This window comes from Alteromonas sp. ABD4_190 (genome assembly GCF_056160105.1).
Window position 1 is genome coordinate 3680930 of the sequence record NZ_JBSWWN010000001.1, and the last position, 22982, is coordinate 3703911.

Here is a 22982-nt window from a genome sequence, read left to right on the forward strand (position 1 = left end):
GGAATAACCCCACTAAAAGTACAGTATTAAGAAAATCATTCGGAGACACGAAATGGGTAGAATCATTGGTATCGACTTAGGTACAACGAATTCATGTGTCGCAGTTCTAGACGGCGACAAACCTCGCGTAATTGAAAACGCGGAAGGCGATCGTACAACACCTTCAATCATCGCATACACAAACGATGGTGAAACACTTGTAGGTCAATCAGCGAAGCGTCAGGCGGTAACTAACCCTGAAAACACGCTATTCGCTATCAAGCGTCTAATTGGTCGCCGTTTTCAAGATAAAGAAGTGCAGCGCGACATCGACATCATGCCTTTCAAAATCGTAGGTGCTGATAACGGTGATGCGTGGGTAGAAGCTAAAGGCGAAAAAATGGCGCCTCCTCAGGTTTCTGCTGAAGTACTTAAGAAAATGAAAAAGACCGCTGAAGACTACCTTGGCGAAGAAGTAACTGGTGCAGTAATTACTGTTCCTGCTTACTTTAACGATTCTCAGCGTCAAGCAACTAAAGATGCGGGCCGCATCGCAGGTCTTGAAGTTAAGCGTATCATTAACGAGCCGACAGCTGCTGCTCTTGCCTACGGCATGGACAAAAAGCAAGGCGACAACGTTGTTGCAGTTTACGACTTAGGTGGTGGTACCTTCGATATCTCTATCATCGAAATCGATGAGGTAGACGGCGAGCACACGTTTGAAGTACTAGCGACTAACGGTGACACGCACCTTGGTGGTGAAGACTTCGATAACCGTGTTATCAACTACCTAGTTGAAGAGTTTAAGAAAGATCAAGGCATCGACCTACGTAAAGACCCGCTTGCAATGCAGCGTCTTAAAGAAGCCGGTGAAAAAGCGAAAATCGAACTTTCTTCTTCACAACAGACAGAAGTTAACCTGCCTTACATCACGGCTGATGCAACAGGTCCTAAGCACTTAGCGATTAAGCTAACTCGTGCGAAACTTGAGTCTTTGGTTGAAGACCTAGTGAAAAACTCGCTTAACCCACTTAAACAAGCTCTAGCTGACTCAGATCTATCTGTAGGCGACATCAACGACATCATCCTTGTTGGTGGTCAAACGCGTATGCCGCTTGTACAGAAGTATGTAACTGAGTTCTTCGGCAAAGAGCCACGCAAAGACGTTAACCCTGATGAAGCGGTAGCAGTAGGTGCGGCAATCCAAGGTGGTGTACTTTCTGGTGATGTTAAAGACGTACTACTTCTAGACGTTACGCCTCTGTCTCTAGGTATCGAGACAATGGGTGGCGTAATGACTGCGCTTATCGAGAAAAACACGACGATTCCTACTAAGAAGTCGCAAACGTTCTCTACAGCGGAAGACAACCAGTCTGCGGTAACAGTACACGTACTACAAGGTGAGCGTAAGCAATCAAGCGGCAACAAGTCTCTTGGTCAGTTTAACCTTGAAGGTATTCGCCCAGCAGCGCGCGGTGTACCGCAAATCGAAGTTACCTTCGACCTAGATGCTGACGGTATCCTACACGTGTCTGCGAAAGATAAAGACACAGGTAAAGAGCAGAAGATCACCATTAAAGCTTCTTCAGGCCTGAGCGATGAAGAAGTAGAAAAAATGGTAGCTGACGCGGAAGCGAACAAAGAAGCTGATGCGAAGTTTGAAGAGCTAATTCAAGCGCGCAACCAAGCTGATGGTATGGTTCACGCTACACGTAAGCAGCTTGAAGAAGTTGGCGATGCACTAAGTGCAGAAGACAAAGCGCCAATCGAAGAGGCCCTTACTGCGCTAGAAACTGCATCTAAAGGTGAAGACAAAGCAGAAATCGAAGCGAAAACGCAAGAACTTATTCAAGCGTCTAGCAAGCTGATGGAAGCGGCGCAAGCTCAACAAGCAGCAGCTGGTGGCGCTGAAGGCGCTGAGCAGCAAGCTTCTTCTGGTCAAGCAAACGATGACGTTGTTGACGCAGAATTTGAAGAAGTGAAAGACGACGACAAAAAGTAAACTGTTGTGATTAGCCCGGCGCGCCGGGCTGTGTAAGCAGTTCAGGCGCAACAGGATATTCTTGTTGCGCCTTTGTTGTGTAAATAACTTGGTGTAAATAGCTTGGTTTAAATGGCCTAGCGTTATTAAAAACCTAATCAGGTTATTTTCACAACAGTCAGATGTAGATTCGACAAGCATTACATTCTTGTCGACAAAAAAGTAGGATATGTAAACGATATGTCGAAACGAGACTACTACGAAGTACTCGGGGTAGATAAAAGCGCGGGCGAACGTGAAATTAAAAAAGCGTATAAAAAGCTTGCGATGAAATATCACCCTGACCGTACGCAAGGCGATAAAGGCCTGGAAGATAAGTTTAAAGAAATCCAGGAAGCCTACGAAATTCTGTCAGATTCGCAGAAGCGTGCAGCATACGACCAATACGGCCACGCAGGTGTTGATCCAAACCGCGGTGGCGGCGGCTTCGGTGGTGGTGCCGACTTCGGCGATATCTTTGGCGATGTTTTTGGTGATATCTTTGGCGGCGGTGGTCGCGGTGGACGTCAGTCGCGTGCTCGTCAAGGTTCAGACTTACGTTACAACCTAGAGCTAAGTTTAGAAGAAGCAGTTCGCGGTAAGAGCGTTGATATTCGCGTACCTACGCTGGTCGAATGTGACGTGTGCGACGGCTCAGGCGCGAAAAAAGGTTCTTCACCTAAAACCTGTCCAACCTGCCACGGCAACGGTCAGGTTCAAATGCGCCAAGGTTTCTTTGCTGTACAGCAAACCTGTCCGACTTGTTCAGGCAAGGGCAAGATTATTGAAGATCCTTGTAACAGCTGTCACGGTCATGGTCGCAAAGAAAAGACTAAGACTCTTAATGTTAAGATCCCTGCAGGCGTAGACACAGGCGATCGTATTCGTCTTTCTGGCGAAGGCGAAGCGGGTGAAAACGGTGCGCCAGCAGGTGACCTGTACGTTCAAGTGCATGTTCGTGAACACGACATCTTCCAACGCGACGGCAACAACCTGTATTGCGAAGTACCGCTAAGCTTTACTACAGCAGCCCTTGGTGGCGAGTTAGAAGTTCCTACTTTGGACGGTAAAGTTAAGCTGAAAATTAGCGCTGAAACGCAGACCGGCCGTATGTTCCGATTACGCGGCAAAGGCGTTAAGTCTGTTCGAAGCGGCGCCATGGGCGACTTAATGTGTAAAGTTGTGGTTGAGACACCAGTTAACTTATCGTCGCGCCAAAAAGAGCTATTGCAAGAGTTAGAAGAGTCTATGGGCAAAGCGTCAAGCAAGCACAGCCCTAAAGCGCAAGGCTTCTTCGACGGCGTTAAAAAATTCTTTGATGACTTAACCAACTAGTTTCTTTGCTTCAATCAAAGTTCAAACGCCCTCATTTATGAGGGCGTTTTTGTATCTGAGTGCCTCTTTCCCCGAACCTACAGTTTGTTCGGATGGCTTTAATCTGTAAACGAGATAATATTGAGTGTCTGTCCGAAACTGTACTTTGCTTTGTGAGAGTAGGGCGAGTGACTGTCCGAAACTGTACTTTGTGAGAGTAGGGCGAGTGACTGTCCAAACCTGTACTTTGTGAAGGTGAAGTAAGTGGGTGTCCCTTTGTAGTTCGTCTATTCGTTAAAACCAAATTTACGCGCGGCTAATCCCTTGAAAGCGTTTGTTCACCGTTAAATTTCTTGCGCTAAAACGAACTATTCGTCACGATAGGCTTATAAGTAAAAGGTAAAATATCTGCAAACGTAAAAGTAGATAACCAGTAATTAAAAAAAGGGAACAGGCATGAGACTATTCAATAAAGCGATGATTGTAGCAGCTACCGTCGGCGCAGTAATTTCAGGTTCAGCGTTAGCTGAAGTAACTGAAGCTTCTTCTGAAAAGCACGCTAAAGCAGCAACTCAGTACCGCCAGGCGGTTTTTCAGTTAGTTCGTAGTAACATGGGCCCATTGGGTGGTATGGCAAAAGGTGCGCTACCTTTTGACGAAAGCGTAATGCAGACTAACGCTGTGCGTCTTGAGCAACTTGCCGATATGATGGGTGACTATCTTGCTGTCGACACGCGTAAGTTTGACGTAGAGACCGGTGCGAAGGATGAAATTTGGGAAAACTTCTCAGATGTAGAAAAGAAAGTGATGGCACTTAAAACGGCCGCACAAGGTCTACAGGCTGCAGTGGATGCAGGTGACGAGAGCGCGTATCGCGGTGCTATAGGTAAAATCGGTGCAAGCTGTAAGTCTTGCCACGATGACTACAAAAAAGACTAAATTTTAGGTGCTGTTGACGTCAGTGTTCTATCACTGCTCAACAGCACTTGTTCTCTCATCATCTATTCTGTTAACACCTACTTTTTCAACCTCTAACCTTTCGATAGGCGTGCTGAGGCTTGAAAATATTCTAATAATTGTTTTATAAATCTTCGGTAAGTAGCAAACGTTAACTTCCTCACTCTTTATTTCGCCTCTTCGGCTTAATCTTTTTTACCTCCCCATAACTACAAAATGCTGGAAGTTTGTACAATTTTTGTCTATGTTTGTGAATGAAAAACCAACATATTAATAACTCATATTCATGATAAATATCTTACCTACAAATGTATTAAAACAGCATTTACTAATAAGGTAACGTGTCACTGTTGGAAAATAACGAAGCGCAAAAGCGCAAACAACACTCTACCCATCTGGTTAAATCAATGGGGGAGGTGCTTTTGTATGCGAGTATTATTGTTCTCGAGGACCTAGTTAGATGGATTTACGCAGTGAGCGCATGCTTTCCACAATGCGCACAACGCAGAATAGTATTTCTGCGTTATTAACTGAAAATAGGGATAAAATAGAGTCACCTTGTATATTATTGGTTTCGATAAACCCAAACAGTGGCCGCGCCACCGTTATTGCAAGCGATAGTGAGCACTCAGAAATTGAATCACATCACATCGTTTTCCCGCCCCATACACTACTCATGCTGCCTCTAACACCGATGAGCGCACCATTACCGGCAAGAGAATTCACCTTACCCCAATCACTCAAGCATTTTCGTGAACAATATGTCGTTGTGGCGTCGGTAAGAGATATGCAAAATGACGTGTTGGGGGTTGTGCTTACATTTGTGAGAAACAGCAACTTAAATGCACACCAACATACTTACGTGGATATTCTGCGCCAGAAGGTCGAATTAAACTACCTCTATGAACTTGCTAGGCACCCTTATTCAGATAAGTTGTCAGAGCAATTGTCACTCCTTGAAGAGGTAAGCGCTATTTCAAAAGTAGGGGCGTGGCAAATAGACAGGTTCACCGGCGCGTTTTCTTCAACTCAAATAATGAAAAGCCTGCTGGGACTGCTGCATACAAAAAGCGTTAACCTACAAGATGTGCTCGAAGTTATTTCATTTGAAGACAGAGATAACCTTAAACAACGAATTCTCAAAGCGATTAAGAAACAAAGGCACTTTGCAAAGCATCTCACTATTTCCGATAAACAAGGGCGAACTAGAAATATAAAGCTAACCGTATTTTTACAGGTTGAGCGTCAGACTAATTTTGGCTTAAAACTTACTCGCTTATATGGTGTCGTGCAGGATGAAACAGAAACTCAGAGACTTTCTGATTCACAACATAATTATACAGACTATCTAACAAGTATCTTAAATGCTGTTGATAGCGTGGTTCTCAGCATTGATAAGAATGGCACCATACTGTCGGCAAACGAACAGGTTATCTATGTATTGGGGTTTCAGCCGGAAGAGTTAATAGGGCAAGATATCAAGCTTCTAGCGACGAAGGTTCAAAATAGTGACGGGCCTTCCTACTTGTTAAATTTAGACGAAGGCGTTGCACGTTGCTGTAAGGTTGAGACCATAAACGAGTGCATACGTCACAAAAACGGTAAGAGAATAGCGTGCGATGTAAGTTTAAAAGCATGCACGGTACATAACCAAGACTTGGTTATTATAAGCATTCGCACCGTTTCAAACTTGCATTTTGAAGTAGACCGCTTTAAACAATTAGCGTTAACAGACCCTTTGACGGGACTTTCTAACTTTTATCATTTCGAGCAATACCTTTTAGATAAAGCTGCATTAGCATCGTCTGAGAAAGCGCTATCTGTGTTTATTCGGGTTAGCATTGTCAATGTTAAAGAGTATGAAGACGCGTTTGGAGAACCCACAGTTGACTACATTCTGCGTATATTAGCTAGTCGCTTTGTGCGTGCTTTTGACGTCAATAGGCAGCTTGAAGTGAGAGTATTTAAATACGATCGCGGCAACTTTGTTCTTCACTTAGAAAATTATTTTAAGGACGACCATACAGCGAAAAATGTGGCTAAGCAGTGTGCCCATTATCTCAGAGATAACGTGTTGGCCCCTATCACTCTACACAACAGTTCACTGGCTATCGAAACCAAGACAGTGAGCTGTGCTATCCCCATAAAGTACTTTTCCTTCAAAAAAATAAAAGAGCTATTGTCTAGAAAGGCCTTCAATGAAGATATTGTTTATTTAGACGATGAGAGAGAGCACACTTATTTACATATCGATGGTAGCGACATAGACCGCTATAACTATATAAAGCATTCCTTAAATAGAGCTATTGCCAACAATGAGTTATTCGTTGAGCTTCAGCCTCAATATTGTAGTAGTGGAAACTTAGTAAGCTCTGAAGTGTTGCTTAGATGGAACCATCCTCACCTTGGCGTTGTTACGCCGGCGGAGTTTATCCCCATTGCTGAGCAGAACGATTTTATTGCCGACATTGGATTATGGGTTTGTAATGAAGCTTGTAAATTATTAAGCGAATGCCACGAGAAGAGTATAAACACTAAGCTATCAATCAATATAAGTGCGAAGCATTTAGCGCGGGCTGACTTTGTCAGCAAATTTGTAGCAATAGTGAATAGGTGGAGGGTGCCACACAAGGGTCTAAAACTTGAATTGACAGAAGGCGCTTTGATAAAAGGCGTTAACATAATACAGCGCCGAGTTAGAGATTTAGCCCAACAAGGGTTTAGTTTATCTATTGATGACTTTGGTATTGGTGACTCAAATCTTAGCTCACTTCAAGCGCTTCCGATTAATGAGCTCAAATTTGATAAAGTTTTTATTGAAGCAATAGAAGATTCGAAAGAGAAAAACGTGCTCGTTACAAATATTTGCAACATGGCAAGAGCGCTAAAACTCGATACTGTGGCAGAAGGTATAGAAACCACAGGGCAATTAAAGGAAGCAAAGGCGTGTGGATGTAGCGCTTTTCAGGGTTATTACTTAGATAAGCCGATGAGCATAGGTGATTGGCGCGATAAATTCGTCGATGCTCAGAACTAGTTGCTAGTGGGGAAAAATATTAAATACGTTTAAATCAGCGCTCGTTTGGCTACTCACTAGAAATTTTACGCTATTTGAAAATGTTTCTTTGAGTTTAAGTTAATGTAAATCAAATTGTTAGTTGGCCTACGCCATAAGTCTTATAAGCAGGTCTGATTGAACTGAAGTAGGGTAGATATACACCCTAATCAGGACATGGATATGACTTATAAAAACGAATACATTGCCTCTACCAAACATCCAGATAATTTTTGGTTGGAACAAGCTCGCAAAATAGCGTGGTTTCAACCGCCAGAGAAGGGATGCCAAAAAACAGATAGTGGTTACTATGACTGGTTTAGAGGAGGGCAGCTCAACACCAGTTACCTAGCACTGGACCATCACGTTAATAATGGCCGTGGTGATAAAACCGCACTTATCTACGACTCACCTGTTACTCAAACTACCCAGCACTTTACCTACAACGAATTACTTACTGATGTTGCACAGTTTGCCGGGGGCTTGTCTCGCCTAGGTGTTAAGAAAGGCGATCGCGTTATTATCTATATGCCAATGATCCCTCAGGCGGCAATCGCAATGCTTGCATGTGCTCGATTAGGGGCGGTGCATTCAGTGGTATTTGGCGGTTTTGCAGCAAATGAGCTTGCTGTAAGAATAGATGATGCGAAGCCAGTGGCTATTGTTACAGCGTCCTGCGGCATAGAGGGCAGTAAAGTTTTGCCCTATAAGCCCCTTGTAGATGAGGCGGTAGATATATCAGAGCATAAGCCTACGGCATGCGTTTTGTTTCAGCGAGAACAGTTAACTGCAGAGCTAAACAAAGAAACTGATTACGACTGGCATACTCTGGTTGAAAATAGCGAGCCTGCCTCTCCCGTCGCCGTTGATGCAACTGACCCTCTTTACATTCTTTATACTTCAGGCACAACTGGTAAGCCTAAAGGTGTGGTTCGAGATAACGGCGGTCATGCGGTCGCATTACACTATTCAATGGGCGCCGTATACGGTACGAGCGAGGACGACGTATTCTGGGCTGCCTCTGATGTAGGTTGGGTGGTGGGCCATTCCTATATTGTCTACGCCCCTCTCATCAAAGGCGCTACAACCGTAATGTACGAGGGTAAGCCGATTGGCACCCCTGATGCAGGATCGTTTTGGCGAATGATAGAATCGCACAAGATAAATGTACTTTTTGCTGCACCCACTGCGTTTCGAGCAATTAGAAAAGCCGACCCCGAAGGCACGTTTTTATCCAAATACGACACGTCGAGTTTACGTACCTTATTTATGGCGGGTGAGCGACTTGACCCTCCAACTTATTACTGGGCGAGCGAGAAAGTGGGTGTACCCATTATTGATCACTGGTGGCAAACCGAAACTGGCTGGCCTATCTGCTCAAACCCTATGGGGCTTGAACCAATGCAGACAAAACCGGGTTCGTCCAGTGTGCCAACACCAGGCTTTAACGTTAAGGTGTTAAAAGGGCCCGATATACAGCAAACAACAGGTGATAAAGGCGCTATTGCCATTCAACTACCACTTCCCCCAGGTTGCTTAACAACGATATGGCAAGACCATCAACGGTTCGTCGATGGCTACTTACGCGAATTTGAGGGGTACTATAGTACTGGCGACAACGGATATGTAGATGAAGAAGGTTACGTATTTATTATGGGTCGCACCGATGATGTTATAAATGTTGCCGGTCACCGCTTGTCTACCGGTGAAATGGAAGAAGTGCTTGCGGCGCATCCAGATATTGCCGAGTGCAGTGTGATAGGGATTAATGATGCACTGAAAGGACAACTACCGGTCGGGCTAGTTCTACTAAAAGATGGTGTGAATGTAGATGAAAAAACGCTAGAGCAAGACTTAATTCAGCGAGTTCGCGATAAAATTGGCCCAGTAGCCTGCTTTAAGCGAGCGATTGTGGTGAATCGTCTACCGAAAACCCGGTCAGGTAAAATACTTCGAAAACTACTGCGTCAGATCGCCGCCAACGAAACTGTCGCCGTCCCTTCAACTATCGATGACCCGTCAAGCGTAGAAGAAATAGAATCGATAATGCGAGATAAAGGGCTAGTTCGTGAACCGGCTGCCATATGATGTTGCAGCAAGCGTCAAAAAGGCGTGAAGGCTATAAGCGAGAATGCTAGAGAAGACCAAAGCGGAGAACGTTAAACGCAGTTTCCTATGGCATTTTCTTTCATCAATAAAGGGGCGATTGCCCCTTTATGGTTTTAAATGGCGCGCTCGTTATAGACCTGCCAATCGTTAAGCGATGAGTGAAAAAGATCGCGGTGTAGCTCAGTAATAATATTCGTTTACTTGTGGCTCTGGTGGATAGACTTCAATTGCCACATAAACGAAGGCCGCAGCAATAATCGCCACAACAAGTGCGCGTAACAGACGAGAGTCCGCGATACCTGCAGTTTTTGATTCATTTATCGAGTCTTTACTACCGTGCACCATGGCGGGAACCAATTTTTGCTTTTTATATACGCTGTAAAAAATAACTGCGCCTATATGCAATGCAATGACATAAAGTAATGCATCAAACGCAAGGTGGTGTAGGGTGTTCATCAAACTCAATGTTTCTTCACTGGCTAACTGTCGATAAGGACCGTCTAAGAAAATATCGTCTGTCATAAATAGCCCAGATACGGCTTGTATAGCCAAGAGCACCAGCATAGCAATAACAAACCAGCCGCCTAGTGGGTTGTGCCCAATAGCAGGCTCTGACTGTCTGTTAAAAAGCGTTTTTACATAGCTAAAAACCTTTTTAGGGCCAGTAACGAAGTTACTGAACCTAGCGTGTCTGGTACCAACTACTCCCCATATAAGGCGGAACACAATAAGAAATAAGGTGAAATACCCTATGTAGAAATGCCACTGCACTTTGTTTTCAAGCCATTCAACGGTGGCATATTGGGCTATTAGGCTCGCGACAATCAGCCAATGAAATAGGCGGGTGGGTAGGTCCCAAACAAGGGTTTTCTGCATCGTCATTTTATTTCACGCTTTGTGGAGGTCTGTTTAGCTTAAGTACACATCAAAAAGTGTTTAGAAAGTTGAATAGACCTAGGTCATTAAATCTAAGCCATAGCGTCTCCCAATTTGCCGGTTAACACAAGAAAGTCCAACCACATAATATTATGTTTTATCTTAAAACCGACCAAGTACAAACCCGCAAATAGTTAACCTATTGCTGACCAGATGAAGTTTGAACCAATATTTTTGTACATTGTATTTCGAGTAATTTAGTTAAGCGAAAGGGGAGTGGGGGCGATTGGTTTCTAATTATGCGTATTTAATATGAATCTCACATTGCAATAGTACCTGCATTTGGCAAAATGCCTGATAGTTGAAGGTTAATAAAAGTGTAAAGCTATAAAATGAAAGTAGGATTATTTGGCGCCAACGGGCGTATGGGGCGCGTATTAGTTGAAGCGTTGGATTTAAGTGAAAATGCTGAGCTTAGCGTTGCTACAGTACGCGATGATTCGCCTTGGATTGGCCTAAATGTAGGTGAGCTGGCCGGAATTGGTAAAAAAGACATCGATTGCACTGCACTTTCGAATTTGAGTGGCAACGACGCGGATGTAATGATCGACTTTACTTTACCATCGGTGATTGAAAGTAATTTGGCGTGGTGCGTAAAAAACAAAATGCCTGTTGTAATCGGTACTACCGGTTTAAACGATGCACAGTTAGCAGCTTTAGATGAAGCGGCAAAGCACATTCCTATTGTATTCGCTGCTAATTATAGTGTGGGCGTGAATTTAATGCTTTCGCTAGTTCGTCAAGCGGCTAGCGTATTAGGTGAAACCGCTGATATCGAAATTACCGAAGCACACCACAGGTTTAAACAAGATGCGCCTTCAGGCACCGCTATGGCTATCGGTGAGGCTATTGCCGACGAATTAGGTCGTGATTTAAAAACCTGTGCTGTATACGGCAGAGAAGGAAAAGAGCCTGAACGGGATCAAGGCACCATTGGCTTTGCAACAGTTCGCGCCGGGGACATTGTTGGCGAACATACCGCACTGTTTGCAGACATTGGTGAGCGTTTAGAGATCACGCATAAAGCGTCGAGTCGCCTTACATTCGCAAAAGGTGCTGTGCATGCAGCAAAGTGGTTGTATGGAAAACAACCTGGTCTATACTCCATGGTTGATGTACTTGATTTAAAGCTATAGGCGTTTTTGGATACTAGCGTGCTAAAGCTTAAAAGCATGCAAACTCCAACGCGTTATTAAAGTGTTAAACTAAAGTTGCACTTTAAATGAGCAATAAGCCGCACTTTCGGTGGTTCTGCGCAAAAAAGGTGGTAAAAGCGTTATTTTAGTAAATTATTACAAATAAATTTGCCATTTTCGGTCAGTGATGTATACTCGCCGGAATTTGCCAGAATTTCGTATTCTGAAGCCACTAAAATGGCTGAAGAGTGCGGTTTTATTAGCTGCAAAGATCGTAAAACGGGATGTATTGTTATCAATAACTCCCGTTTTTTGTGGGGTTTGTGCAGAAAACTGCACAAACACATAGTTATCCTTAATCTGGAGGTTGACTTGGCTAATTCTGCCCTTTTGGTGTTAGAGGATGGTTCTGTTTTTAAAGGTACGGCGATAGGCGCTACAGGCTCCGCCGTTGGGGAAGTCGTTTTTAATACTTCCATGACCGGCTATCAAGAAATTCTCACCGACCCATCCTACGCTGAACAACTCATCACCCTTACTTATCCACACATTGGCAACACCGGCACTAACGAAGAAGACGTCGAAGCAGATAAAATCTGGTCGAAAGGTCTAATCATCCGTGACCTACCTCTTGTTGCTAGTAACTTTCGTCAACAGCAAACTTTGTCTGAATACCTTAAAGCGAAAGGCGTTGTGGGTATTGCCGACATTGATACACGTCGCTTAACGCGTATCTTGCGAGACAAAGGTGCACAAAATGGCTGCATTATTTGCTCAGATGAATTAGACGAGTCTAGCGCACTAGCGCAAGCAAAAGCTTTCCCTGGCCTTAAAGGCATGGATTTGGCAAAAGTAGTGAGCATTACTGAGCCTAAAACATGGACGGAAGGCAGTTGGGTACTTGGCAAAGGCTACGTAACACCAAGTGAGTTCAAATATCACGTTGTTGCTTACGACTACGGTGTTAAAAATAATATTCTTCGCATGCTAGCTGACCGCGGTTGTAAAGTTACGTTAGTACCAGCGCAAACGCCTGCTGAAGACGTACTAGCCATGAATCCTGACGGTGTATTTTTGTCAAATGGCCCGGGAGACCCAGAGCCATGTGACTATGCAGTAACCGCAATCAAAACTATCGTCGAAACCGGTACGCCAGTATTTGGTATTTGTCTTGGTCACCAGCTGCTTGCTATCGCAAGTGGTGCGAAGACAGTTAAGATGAAGTTTGGTCACCACGGGGCAAACCACCCGGTTAAAGACCTTAAGCGCAATGTAGTTATGATCACTAGCCAAAACCACGGTTTTGCTGTTGATGAGTCTAGCTTGCCAGATAACCTAGAAGTAACTCACATTTCGTTGTTCGACAAGTCGTTGCAAGGTATTCATCGCACCGACAAGCCTGCGTTTAGCTTCCAGGGTCACCCTGAAGCCAGTCCAGGTCCTCATGAAGCGGCGCCGTTATTCGACCACTTCATCGAACTTATTGAACAACACAAGCAGTAGGAATTAGCCAACTATGCCAAAACGTACCGACATAAAAAGTATTCTTATCATTGGTGCTGGCCCTATTGTTATCGGCCAGGCTTGTGAATTCGATTATTCAGGCGCGCAAGCGTGTAAAGCCCTTCGAGAAGAAGGCTACCGTGTTATTTTGGTTAACTCTAACCCAGCAACCATTATGACCGACCCAGAAATGGCAGATGCGACTTACATCGAGCCTATTCACTGGGAAGTGGTTCGCAAGATCATCGAAAAAGAACGTCCAGATGCCATCTTACCTACAATGGGTGGACAAACTGCGCTTAACTGTGCGCTAGAGCTAGACAAGCACGGCGTACTTGAAGAGTTCGGCTGCGAGCTTATCGGTGCTACGGCAGACGCTATCGATAAAGCAGAAAACCGCGAACGTTTCGATAAAGCGATGAAAAACATTGGCCTTGAGTGTCCACGTGCGGAAATTGCGCACACTATGGATGAAGCGCACGATGTGTTAAGCCGAATCGGCTTCCCTTGTATTATTCGTCCGTCTTTCACCATGGGTGGAACCGGCGGCGGTATCGCGTACAACATTGACGAGTTCAATGAAATTTGTCACCGCGGCCTTGATCTTTCTCCTACCAACGAGCTTCTTATCGATGAATCCTTGCTTGGCTGGAAAGAGTACGAAATGGAAGTAGTACGAGATAAAGCGGACAACTGCATTATTGTATGTACTATCGAAAACTTCGACCCTATGGGCGTGCACACGGGTGACTCCATCACCGTTGCTCCAGCGCAAACCCTGACTGACAAAGAATTCCAACTGATGCGTAATGCCGCTATGGCTGTACTGCGTGAGATTGGTGTTGAAACCGGTGGTTCAAACGTACAGTTCGGTGTAGACCCGAAAACAGGTCGTGTAGTTATCATCGAAATGAATCCTCGCGTATCGCGTTCATCTGCGCTTGCTTCTAAAGCAACGGGCTTCCCAATTGCGAAAGTAGCGGCAAAACTTGCGGTAGGTTACACGCTAGACGAATTAGCAAATGATATTACAGGTGGCTTAACGCCAGCGTCGTTCGAGCCGTCTATCGACTACGTAGTGACTAAGATCCCACGCTTCAACTTTGAAAAGTTTGCCGGTGCTAACGACCGTCTAACTACCCAGATGAAGTCGGTAGGTGAGGTAATGGCTATTGGTCGTAACCAGCAGGAATCACTTCAAAAAGCCCTTCGCGGTCTTGAAGTAGGCGCTTCAGGTTTGAACCCTATGGTCGACCTTGAAGACCCTGAATCACGCAATAAAGTGGTTTACGAACTTCGTCAACCTGGCGCAGAGCGAATTTGGTACATCGGTGATGCATTCCGTATGGGCATGACGGTTGAAGAAGTATTCAACCTTACCAACATCGACCGTTGGTACTTAGTGCAGCTTGAAGACCTTATCCTTCTTGAAGCAAAAGTGGCTGAGCTTGGCTTACCGGGTATTGATGCTGACTTTATGCGTGCACTCAAGCGTAAAGGTTTCTCAGATGCGCGTCTTGCTGAACTAACCAAAGTGGCAGAAAGCGATATTCGTGAAACTCGTCGCGGGTTTGGTATTTCTCCTGTCTACAAGCGTGTAGATACTTGTGCAGCAGAGTTCTCTACCAGCACAGCTTACATGTACTCAACGTATGACGAAGAGTGTGAAGCAGCGCCTACAGACAAAGATAAGATTATGGTATTGGGCGGCGGTCCAAATCGCATTGGTCAAGGTATCGAGTTCGACTACTGCTGTGTGCACGCGGCGCTTTCAATGCGTGAAGATGGTTACGAGACCATTATGGTTAACTGTAACCCTGAAACGGTTTCAACCGACTACGACACATCAGACCGTCTGTACTTCGAGCCAGTAACGCTGGAAGATGTACTTGAAATCGTTGCTAAAGAGCAGCCGAAAGGCGTTATCGTGCAGTATGGTGGCCAAACGCCACTTAAACTTGCGCGTGCACTAGAGGCAGCCGGTGTTCCGGTAATCGGTACCTCACCAGAAGCGATTGACCGTGCCGAAGACCGTGAGCGCTTCCAGCAAATGGTGAACAAGCTTAACCTTAAGCAGCCTGCAAATGCCACGGTAACGAATGTTGAGCAAGCGCTAACTATGGCTGAAGAGATTGGCTTCCCGCTGGTTGTTCGTCCAAGCTATGTGCTAGGCGGTCGTGCAATGGAAATCGTGTATGACATCAAAGACCTTAAGCGTTACCTAAACGAAGCGGTTAAAGTGTCTAACGACGCACCAGTGTTGCTAGACCGTTTCCTAGATGATGCTATCGAAGTTGATATCGACGCTATCTGCGATGGCAAAGACGTAGTCATTGGCGGTATCATGGAACACATTGAACAAGCGGGTGTTCACTCTGGTGACTCTGCATGTTCATTGCCTCCGCACTCGCTATCTAAAGAGATTCAGGATGTCATGCGCGAGCAAGTTAAAGCCATGGCGCTTGAACTTGGCGTAGTCGGTCTAATGAATACACAGTTTGCGATTAAAGACGGTGAAGTATACCTCATCGAGGTCAACCCTCGTGCAGCACGTACCGTGCCGTTTGTATCTAAAGCAACGGGTATTCCACTTGCTAAAGTAGCAGCACGTGCAATGGCTGGCGTCAGCCTAGTCGAACAGGGGATAACAGAAGAAGTTATTCCTCCGTTCTACTCTGTGAAAGAAGTGGTGCTTCCTTTTGCTAAGTTCCAAGGTGTTGACCCACTGTTAGGCCCAGAAATGCGCTCTACGGGTGAAGTCATGGGCGTTGGTGATACCTTCGAAGAAGCCTATGCGAAGGCTAACTTAGGTGCGGGTGCGCCACTGCCTAAGCAAGGTAAAGCGCTTATATCAGTACGCGATACCGACAAGCCTCGTATGATTGCTCTGGCAAAAGCGTTGGTTGAAGCGGGCTTTAGCATTGAAGCTACCCGCGGTACGGCTACCGAGCTTTACGATGCGGGTATCATGAGCACAGTAGTAAACAAGATGTCTGAAGGTCGTCCTAACATTGTTGATGCTATCAAGAACGGCGAATACGCTTACTTGATCAACACAACAGAAGGTCGCCAAGCCATCACAGACTCAGTATACATTCGTCGTGAAGCCTTGGTGAATAAGGTGACTTACACCACGACAATGAACGCTGCGTTTGCAACTATCCGTGCTAAGTCTGCCGATGACCGCAATAAAGTGGCATCAGTTCAAGAACTACACGCTAGACTCAAACACTAATGACATACGCTAGGATACGAGGTATCCTAGCAATATTACATTTGTGTGAACCAATAAAAAGTGCGCCTTCGCGGCGCACTTTTCTGTTTAAATTACTAGCTAAGTGAGACGGTATTCATGAGTCAGTATCCAATGACAGCGCGCGGCGCTCAAATGCTGCGTGACGAATTAAATGAGCTAAAAACAAAAACACGCCCACGTATTATCGAGTCTATTGCCGAAGCACGTGAGCATGGTGATTTGAAAGAAAACGCTGAATATCACGCTGCCCGTGAACAGCAAAGCTTCTGTGAAGGCCGCATTCAAGATATTGAAGGCAAGCTTTCAAACGCACAGATCATCGACGTTACTAAAATGGAAAATACCGGTAAGGTTATTTTCGGTACTACCGTAACCATTCTTAACGTTGTTACCGATGAAGAAACCACTTATCGTATTGTTGGTGACGACGAAGCTGATATTAAGAATAACTTGATTTCAGTTAACTCTCCTATTGCTCGCGGTCTTATCGGCAAAGAGCTTGATGATACCGTGACTATTCAAACGCCAGCGGGTGCTGTTGAAGTTGAAATCATAGAAGTTGAATATATTTAATTAACAAAAATACTTAAAAGCGCCGAGTACATGCTCGGCGTTTTTGTTTGTGTAAATTGTAGTGTTGCTGTATAAATAATGTACGCAGTGGTCAACATTCAATATCGCCGAATATGCTACAACAAGGACGTTTGTACAAAGCACACTTTCTATTGCCTGCATTATATCTGCTAATCGTGCTGAGCATTAATTACTATCTTGGTTTTATCTCGTTCGGCCATGAGGTTACTTCACTGGCCGCTAGAGACGCAGGTACCGCACTAACGGCTCCTATTTTGGTGGCCTTCGCATTGTGGGCATCTTACAAAACACTCGATAGTTCAGCAGTATATTTATCTTTTCTGATCTCTCATCGAAGAAAAAAATCAAGGTTGAGATTGGTTGAAACTATACGAATTACCTTACTTAATCAGTTGCTTAAGGCATCGCCCTATATTCTCGTTCTTGCAATAGCAGTCGCGAGTGGGTACGTGTTTTCACAAGGCATCGCCGATAGGATTACAGAGAATCCCAAGCGTTTATTCTTACTTCTGCAAGCAATTCCAATGTGGCTTTCAGGATTGTCATTGTTCACCTCAAATATCATCGTGCTACGTTTCATCAAGCGTCACTTGCAAAAGCATTTCAGAATAAGGCTATTTGAAATGGAAAGGCTGATGCCATTGTGTAAGTTGGTATTGCATAACTTTTGTCTGGCGTCGATTTTTCTAGCTATTTATTCAATAACGTTTTTATTTGTACAGGTTCCTATTACTGATGCCGTGTTGTTGTCGGTAATTTCTTTTCTAATTGTTCTAATTTTGTTTCAACCTATTTTGGAGGCGCATAATGTCGTAGACAAACGACGCTCATTGACGCTTGCTAGAATTAACGACAGCTTGAAAATTGAAATGTCACCAGAGAAGCGTTTTAGTGCTAGTAGGCGTTTAGTCGATGATGATAATCGTCTTCAGTTTATTTCAGACCTGTTAACTGTGCGAACCGAAATTGAACGGGCGCCAAGCTGGCCATTAACGCTTCCGTTTACACTTAAAATACTCGCTTTAATTTTACTACCAATGCTGTCGTGGACAGGCGCAGGTCTTATGAGTCAGTTGATCAAGGTGGTTTTATGAAAGAGGCACTGCGGCAAGTTTCGATACTTACAATCTGTATTTTTACGGGCATAGGTATTCTTACAGGAGCACATTATTTTGGTGCATTTGACTTAACACGATTAGAAACTCCACTCGGGATAAGACAGCGAAATGCAGCACTCGCGTTTGGATTAATGATTGTATTTTTTATCTATGCCAATAGGTATCTATACCAACGTTCAGTTAAGTGCTTTAGTGACTTCCTAAGTAAATATCCCGGTGAAATGAAACACCAAGTTATGACCTTTCAATTACAAAACGGTTTTGCAAAATTGCGCAAGTATAGCTGGTTTGGAGGAGGGCTGGTCACACTTGTATATCTGTTATCAGAAAAATTATTATCCTTGGAGTCAGAACCCTTGTCGTGGTATCTGGGCATTCTAGGTCTTTTATTTTGGCGTTATGCTATTTGTACGCTTTTGTGCCTGCTATTTGTAACTCGCTTTGCCTTATCGCATTTTTTGAATGAAGGTTTGATTGACCTTTTTGGAATTGAAAAGTTTAAGCATTTGTCTGACTTAGTTATTTCCAATGCGGTTATAAGTGCACTGTCACTTAGCTTAATTCCTATTTTTTGGCTGGGTACTGACGTGCCGATAATTGATAGAGTAATTGTATCGGGCGTTTTTATAGTACTTACTTATTTTCTATTTCTTCCAGTACATAAAGTGCAACGATGTATTTCAAAGAAAAAGTCCCTCGCAATATTGCGCATTAATGATTCAATCAAGAAGTTATTTTTACTTAACGAGCAAAATAGAAGGCGCTTGACTGATGATCCTGTTCGACTGCGAAAATTGAGCTCGTTGATTAATTCAAAGCAGAAAATTTCTACTGTTTCTGAATGGGCGATTGATATTCCGCAGGGTATGAAAACTATCGCTATCGTATTTTCAGTTCCGCTATCGTGGATAATTGGTGCTCTAGTAGATGAGTATCTGCAAAAAATAATTGAAATTTCAAAATTGGTTTAGGTTCCGCGGTGGAATTTGGGCTATAAGTAACTGCTTAGCGAGATACTGGGTAGATTGTCGGTTTGTGCTTATTCCATTGCCCTCGATACCGAGACTTATTGTTTATTTATTAGTAAGTAATGGGAAATGAATCTTTTCTCATCGCGTATATCGAGTAGTACAATTTAATGGAATTTCAACGGTGTGCTTGTATTGACGATTTTCAATACTATAGCCGTCTAAGTCGATGTAGATATTATTTTATAAAGTTTTTCGTACTTACCTTTTAAAGAAATCAAGGGGTTAATAGACATATTGTGAATATAGCTTCAGTCAATATTCGAATCACAATTTTAATTACTGCTAAGTAGTCGATTGCGCACCATCGCGCAGTAGAGTGCGGACTAACAGCAGGTTACGTAGCAAGTACCACGCTGAAGTTTTCTAAATTGTAAATAAACACCTGATTAATATCAGTAGTATATGCAAAGCAATTAACACACTTTCAGATCAGACAAATTTGTGAAATTACCGGAGGGGGCGAGAAACCGCTAGAAAGATAAAAGACGCGGCATCTAACGTTGAGTTAATGGCCAACAATATGTCTGCGGCGGCAGAGCAGCAGTCAGTCACAACACAAGAAGTAGCAAAAGATATTGTTGACGTTGAAACTGCTGTAAATCACGAAGTCGAGTTAGCACGGGCGTTATCAGACCTGTCCAATTCAATGAAAGAGAATAATTTGGTTCTCAGCCGAACTATCGCTAATTTCACAATTGACTGAGCAGTTTTCATTGCTCACTATGTTAATCGAGTAACGTAATTAAATACTTGCGCAAAGTGACGAGGAATAGGATGTCAGATATTGAAACGTTAGATTCAAAAGTAGTTTATGAAAACAAATGGCTTCGCGTAAGAGAAGACAAAATTCGTCGCAGTAGTGGAAGCGACGGTATTTATGGCGTGGTTGAAAAGCCAGACTTTGCCATTATTTTGCCGATTGAAGGCGATACCGTGTATATGGTTGAGCAGTACCGCTATACCATCAAAGAACGACAGCTTGAGCTCCCCCAAGGGGCATGGGAGAGCAACCCCAACGCTGATCCAGTAGAGCTTGCAAAAGGTGAGCTTAAAGAAGAAACAGGCTTAACTGCTGAATCAATGGAATATGTAGGCTTTCAATATCTTGCATACGGCTTTTGTAATCAGGGGTACCATATATACGTGGCTAAAGGTTTGACCCAAGGCGAACAAAAACTAGATGTTGAAGAAGAAGACTTGCAGGTTGTTCCGCTTTCCTTAACTGCCTTGAAGGAAAAAGTTATCAATGGAGAGATAAAAGATGCTAGTACTTGTAATGCTTTAGGTTTGGCCATGCTTAAGGGGATTATTTAAACCAACAGTTACAATTTTCAGGTTGCCTTCTTGCAGCTTTAGAAGTTAGTTTATGGAAACCTTACCATGGGACTAATAATAAAAGAGATATTTATGGCAATAGAAGGAAGTTTTTCCATTACACAATGGGACGAAGACACTCTGAGTGAAAGGTCAGAGGGAATAAAGATATCTCATGCCAGCATTAAGCAGGTCTATACAGGTGATATGAGCGGCGAGTCGAGTGTTGAGTTCTTGATGTCTTATCAATCTCAATTGACTGCTAAATTTTCGGGTTTTGAAACCTTTGTCGGGGTGATAAATGGTTCTCGTGGTACCGTTACTCTTCAGCATAACGGTAAATTTGAAAACGGTATCGCCAGTAGCGAATTCGTATCTATTGAAGGTAGTGCTACGGGAGAGCTTACAGGTAAAACCTTCCGAGGTAGCTTTACGTCCGGTGAGTCGGGTAAAGCTAATTACACACTTGAAGTTGATGATGTCTAAGCCGTCAATGGCTAAGTAGCGAGATTTAGGTCAGCAGAGTGTGTATTCTTGCAGCTTTCCAAAGCAAAAAAAACGGCGCCGAGCGGCGCCGCTAAAAGTTGGGAAACAAACCAAGAAACTATGTATTAATTCTCAAGCAAACGAGAACCAATTTCTATTTGGCGTGGCTTCTTGGCTTCAGGAATGACTCGCTCCATATCGATGTGTAATAGACCATTTTCCATATCTGCTGCCAACACTTTCACATGGTCGCCTAGCTGGAATTTACGCTCAAAGTTACGCTCTGAGATGCCTTTATGTAAGAACTTACGTTCGTTACTTTCCTTGCTTTCCGCTTCCGTTTTCTTAGTTCCAGTAATAGTTAATGTATTCTCTTCAACCTGGATTGACACATCGTCTTTACTGAAGCCCGCAATTGCCATAGTCACGCGATACTTGTCATCGCCAAGTAACTCGATGTTGTACGGCGGATAGGTGCTCTGTTTCTCTGCGCGAGATGCTGCATCAATAAGAGATGCTAAGTGGTCAGAACCAATGAATGAACGGTAAAGTGGAGATAGATCGATAGTACGCATAGTCATATCCTCAAAATTAAGCAATATGTTTAAAATTTAAATGCCCCGACTCTGCGGCGGCGGTTTCGTCGACCTGACTCTTCAGCGCCGACAAATCATATATAGGAATGGCCCAAATACTTTTCAAGAAAGAAAGTTGAATTATTTTATAAAATAATTGCTAGTAATGGGTAAGTTGCTGAAATTTATGGTTATTATGGGGATAATTATTTTCTAAGTAAGAGTGAGGTGCGGTAACCTAGCGAAAATTTTCCATAAAACCCTATATAAAATAAGAGCATGCGATAATTTTTATAAAACATTTAGCATTTGTTTAACCCCTCTAATTGCTTAGAAATGCTACAATTGGTTTAACAAAATGTCTTACTACTTTAATTGAAATTACGAAAATGAAAAAAGAAGTTATCGTTTTAAATTGTGGCAGCTCTTCAGTAAAGTTTGCCATTATCGACGCTGATACTGGTGAAGCTGGTCTCTCTGGTATTGCTGAAGCGTTAGGCAATAAAGATGCAAGTTTATCTTTTAAACTAAATGGTAAAAAGGAGAAACGTGTACTTTCTGAGAATGCAGGTCATACCGAAGCGCTCAACGCTATCTCTGAGGTTATTGCAAGTACAGGCGTACAGCCTATTGCCATTGGTCATCGTGTTGTACACGGCGGAGAAAAGTTTAAAGGTGCTGCCCTTGTAGATGACAGCGTGCTTGAAGCAATCGAAGATTATGCGAGCATGGCACCGCTTCACAATATGGCAAACCTTAAAGGCATTGTAACCGCTCAGGCAGCATATCCAAACTTGCCTCATGTTGTGGTATTCGATACTTCATTTTTTCAAACACTTCCGCAAAAAGCCTTTATTTATGCACTGCCTATGTCGCTTTATCGCGAGCACGGTATTAGACGCTACGGTTTTCACGGAACCAGCCATAAGTTCATACTTGATAGCATGGCGAAAATTCTTGAAAAGCCAGTTTCAGACACCAGCATAATCAGTGCGCACTTAGGCAACGGCTGCAGCGTGTCAGCCATTGAAAAGGGGCAGGCGGTCGATACTAGCCTTGGTTTCATTCCTTTAGAAGGGCTAGTGATGGGCACGCGATGTGGTGACTTAGACCCTAGCTTGCCCGGTACGCTACAGAAAAAGCTTGGTAAAACCGCAGATGAAATCAGCGACTTATTAAACAAAGAGTCTGGTTTGCTCGGTATTTCAGAGCTTAGCAACGACTGCAGAACCCTCGAAGATGCTGCACTTGAAGGTCACGAAGGCGCACTATTGGCAATAGAAATTTTTTGCTATCGCCTAGCTAAATACATAGCAGGTTACATGGTAGCTGTGCCAACGTTAGACGCTATTGTCTTTACAGGTGGCATCGGTGAAAACTCGTCGCTCATTCGAGAAAAGACAATGGAATATTTCGCTCACTTTGGTATTCGCCTTGATGAGCAGAGAAATACTGACGCGCGATTTGGGCAAGGTGGAAAAATTTCTACTGATAAAGCATCAACCTCTGTTTATGTCGTCCCTACTAATGAAGAATGGGTAATTGCAGCTGAAGCTGCGACCTTCGCGTAAATTCAACTAGCAACGCCAACGGTGAAAC

17 protein-coding genes are annotated in these 22982 nt (G+C 43.8%); 15 read left to right on the forward strand and 2 right to left on the reverse strand.

Annotated features, from left to right (window positions below; translation table 11 throughout):
• Nucleotides 1–52 precede the first annotated feature (52 nt).
• The 5 genes from dnaK to ACXAFM_RS16095 all read left to right on the forward strand — a co-directional run bounded on the left by dnaK (nt 53) and on the right by ACXAFM_RS16095 (nt 9413).
• Nucleotides 53–1981, forward strand: coding sequence for a molecular chaperone DnaK (dnaK, locus tag ACXAFM_RS16075; RefSeq protein ID WP_334059203.1), 1929 nt, complete (start codon nt 53–55; stop codon nt 1979–1981).
• Between the two features lie 219 nt (nt 1982–2200).
• On the forward strand, nt 2201–3334 hold the full coding sequence (gene dnaJ, locus ACXAFM_RS16080; protein WP_015066791.1) for a molecular chaperone DnaJ: 1134 nt from the start codon (nt 2201–2203) through the stop codon (nt 3332–3334).
• Nucleotides 3335–3769: 435 nt separating this feature from the next.
• Nucleotides 3770–4252: a c-type cytochrome gene (locus ACXAFM_RS16085; protein WP_269916228.1), complete on the forward strand. Its 483-nt coding sequence runs from the start codon at nt 3770–3772 to the stop codon at nt 4250–4252.
• Nucleotides 4253–4730: 478 nt separating this feature from the next.
• Nucleotides 4731–7307, forward strand: a complete 2577-nt coding sequence (locus tag ACXAFM_RS16090) for an EAL domain-containing protein (RefSeq protein ID WP_474835222.1) — start codon at nt 4731–4733, stop codon at nt 7305–7307.
• Between the two features lie 201 nt (nt 7308–7508).
• Nucleotides 7509–9413, forward strand: coding sequence for a propionyl-CoA synthetase (locus tag ACXAFM_RS16095; RefSeq protein ID WP_474835224.1), 1905 nt, complete (start codon nt 7509–7511; stop codon nt 9411–9413).
• A 201-nt stretch (nt 9414–9614) separates the two neighbouring features.
• Here the strand turns inward: ACXAFM_RS16095 and ACXAFM_RS16100 are convergent, their stop codons facing one another.
• A complete protein-coding gene (locus ACXAFM_RS16100) occupies nt 9615–10310 on the reverse strand; it encodes a cytochrome b/b6 domain-containing protein (RefSeq protein WP_474835564.1) in 696 nt (231 codons plus the stop codon).
• Nucleotides 10311–10702: 392 nt separating this feature from the next.
• Between ACXAFM_RS16100 and dapB the strand changes: the two genes are divergently transcribed.
• The 9 genes from dapB (at nt 10703) to ACXAFM_RS16145 (ending at nt 20808) form a co-directional block, all read left to right on the forward strand.
• On the forward strand, nt 10703–11506 hold the full coding sequence (gene dapB, locus ACXAFM_RS16105) for a 4-hydroxy-tetrahydrodipicolinate reductase (protein ID WP_474835226.1): 804 nt from the start codon (nt 10703–10705) through the stop codon (nt 11504–11506).
• 372 nt (nt 11507–11878) lie between these two features.
• A complete protein-coding gene (gene carA / locus ACXAFM_RS16110) occupies nt 11879–13009 on the forward strand; it encodes a glutamine-hydrolyzing carbamoyl-phosphate synthase small subunit (protein WP_474835228.1) in 1131 nt (376 codons plus the stop codon).
• Nucleotides 13010–13022: 13 nt separating this feature from the next.
• Nucleotides 13023–16244, forward strand: coding sequence for a carbamoyl-phosphate synthase large subunit (carB, locus tag ACXAFM_RS16115; RefSeq protein ID WP_474835230.1), 3222 nt, complete (start codon nt 13023–13025; stop codon nt 16242–16244).
• 117 nt (nt 16245–16361) lie between these two features.
• Nucleotides 16362–16838 (forward strand): transcription elongation factor GreA, encoded by a 477-nt coding sequence (gene greA / locus ACXAFM_RS16120; protein WP_474830845.1) that lies wholly within the window; start codon nt 16362–16364, stop codon nt 16836–16838.
• 152 nt (nt 16839–16990) lie between these two features.
• On the forward strand, nt 16991–17953 hold the full coding sequence (locus ACXAFM_RS16125; RefSeq protein ID WP_474835232.1) for a hypothetical protein: 963 nt from the start codon (nt 16991–16993) through the stop codon (nt 17951–17953).
• The gene (locus tag ACXAFM_RS16130) at nt 17950–18948 is read left to right on the forward strand and encodes a hypothetical protein (protein ID WP_474835234.1); all 999 of its coding nucleotides are present in this window, start codon (nt 17950–17952) and stop codon (nt 18946–18948) included. The genes ACXAFM_RS16125 and ACXAFM_RS16130 overlap by 4 nt, the downstream gene beginning before the upstream one ends.
• 568 nt (nt 18949–19516) lie before the next feature.
• Nucleotides 19517–19711 (forward strand): hypothetical protein, encoded by a 195-nt coding sequence (locus ACXAFM_RS16135; RefSeq protein ID WP_474835236.1) that lies wholly within the window; start codon nt 19517–19519, stop codon nt 19709–19711.
• Between the two features lie 71 nt (nt 19712–19782).
• A complete protein-coding gene (locus ACXAFM_RS16140) occupies nt 19783–20322 on the forward strand; it encodes an NUDIX domain-containing protein (protein ID WP_474835238.1) in 540 nt (179 codons plus the stop codon).
• Between the two features lie 93 nt (nt 20323–20415).
• Nucleotides 20416–20808, forward strand: a complete 393-nt coding sequence (locus ACXAFM_RS16145; protein WP_474835565.1) for a DUF3224 domain-containing protein — start codon at nt 20416–20418, stop codon at nt 20806–20808.
• A 125-nt stretch (nt 20809–20933) separates the two neighbouring features.
• Here ACXAFM_RS16145 and ACXAFM_RS16150 read toward each other — a convergent pair whose 3' ends face one another.
• Nucleotides 20934–21383 (reverse strand): Hsp20 family protein, encoded by a 450-nt coding sequence (locus ACXAFM_RS16150; protein WP_474835239.1) that lies wholly within the window; start codon nt 21381–21383, stop codon nt 20934–20936.
• Nucleotides 21384–21772: 389 nt separating this feature from the next.
• Between ACXAFM_RS16150 and ACXAFM_RS16155 the strand changes: the two genes are divergently transcribed.
• Nucleotides 21773–22954: an acetate kinase gene (locus ACXAFM_RS16155; protein WP_474835241.1), complete on the forward strand. Its 1182-nt coding sequence runs from the start codon at nt 21773–21775 to the stop codon at nt 22952–22954.
• Nucleotides 22955–22982 lie beyond the last annotated feature (28 nt).

Coding starts and splice junctions, on each gene's coding strand:
- ACXAFM_RS16090 (WP_474835222.1), top strand. CDS start 4,731: ATGGATTTACGCAGTGAGCGCATGCTTTCCACAATGCGCACAACGCAG.
- ACXAFM_RS16085 (WP_269916228.1), top strand. CDS start 3,770: ATGAGACTATTCAATAAAGCGATGATTGTAGCAGCTACCGTCGGCGCA.
- dapB (WP_474835226.1), top strand. CDS start 10,703: ATGAAAGTAGGATTATTTGGCGCCAACGGGCGTATGGGGCGCGTATTA.
- dnaJ (WP_015066791.1), top strand. CDS start 2,201: ATGTCGAAACGAGACTACTACGAAGTACTCGGGGTAGATAAAAGCGCG.
- ACXAFM_RS16135 (WP_474835236.1), top strand. CDS start 19,517: ATGGCCAACAATATGTCTGCGGCGGCAGAGCAGCAGTCAGTCACAACA.
- greA (WP_474830845.1), top strand. CDS start 16,362: ATGAGTCAGTATCCAATGACAGCGCGCGGCGCTCAAATGCTGCGTGAC.
- ACXAFM_RS16100 (WP_474835564.1), bottom strand. CDS start 10,310: ATGCAGAAAACCCTTGTTTGGGACCTACCCACCCGCCTATTTCATTGG.
- ACXAFM_RS16130 (WP_474835234.1), top strand. CDS start 17,950: ATGAAAGAGGCACTGCGGCAAGTTTCGATACTTACAATCTGTATTTTT.
- ACXAFM_RS16155 (WP_474835241.1), top strand. CDS start 21,773: ATGAAAAAAGAAGTTATCGTTTTAAATTGTGGCAGCTCTTCAGTAAAG.
- dnaK (WP_334059203.1), top strand. CDS start 53: ATGGGTAGAATCATTGGTATCGACTTAGGTACAACGAATTCATGTGTC.
- ACXAFM_RS16140 (WP_474835238.1), top strand. CDS start 19,783: ATGTCAGATATTGAAACGTTAGATTCAAAAGTAGTTTATGAAAACAAA.
- ACXAFM_RS16145 (WP_474835565.1), top strand. CDS start 20,416: ATGGCAATAGAAGGAAGTTTTTCCATTACACAATGGGACGAAGACACT.
- carB (WP_474835230.1), top strand. CDS start 13,023: ATGCCAAAACGTACCGACATAAAAAGTATTCTTATCATTGGTGCTGGC.
- ACXAFM_RS16095 (WP_474835224.1), top strand. CDS start 7,509: ATGACTTATAAAAACGAATACATTGCCTCTACCAAACATCCAGATAAT.
- ACXAFM_RS16150 (WP_474835239.1), bottom strand. CDS start 21,383: ATGCGTACTATCGATCTATCTCCACTTTACCGTTCATTCATTGGTTCT.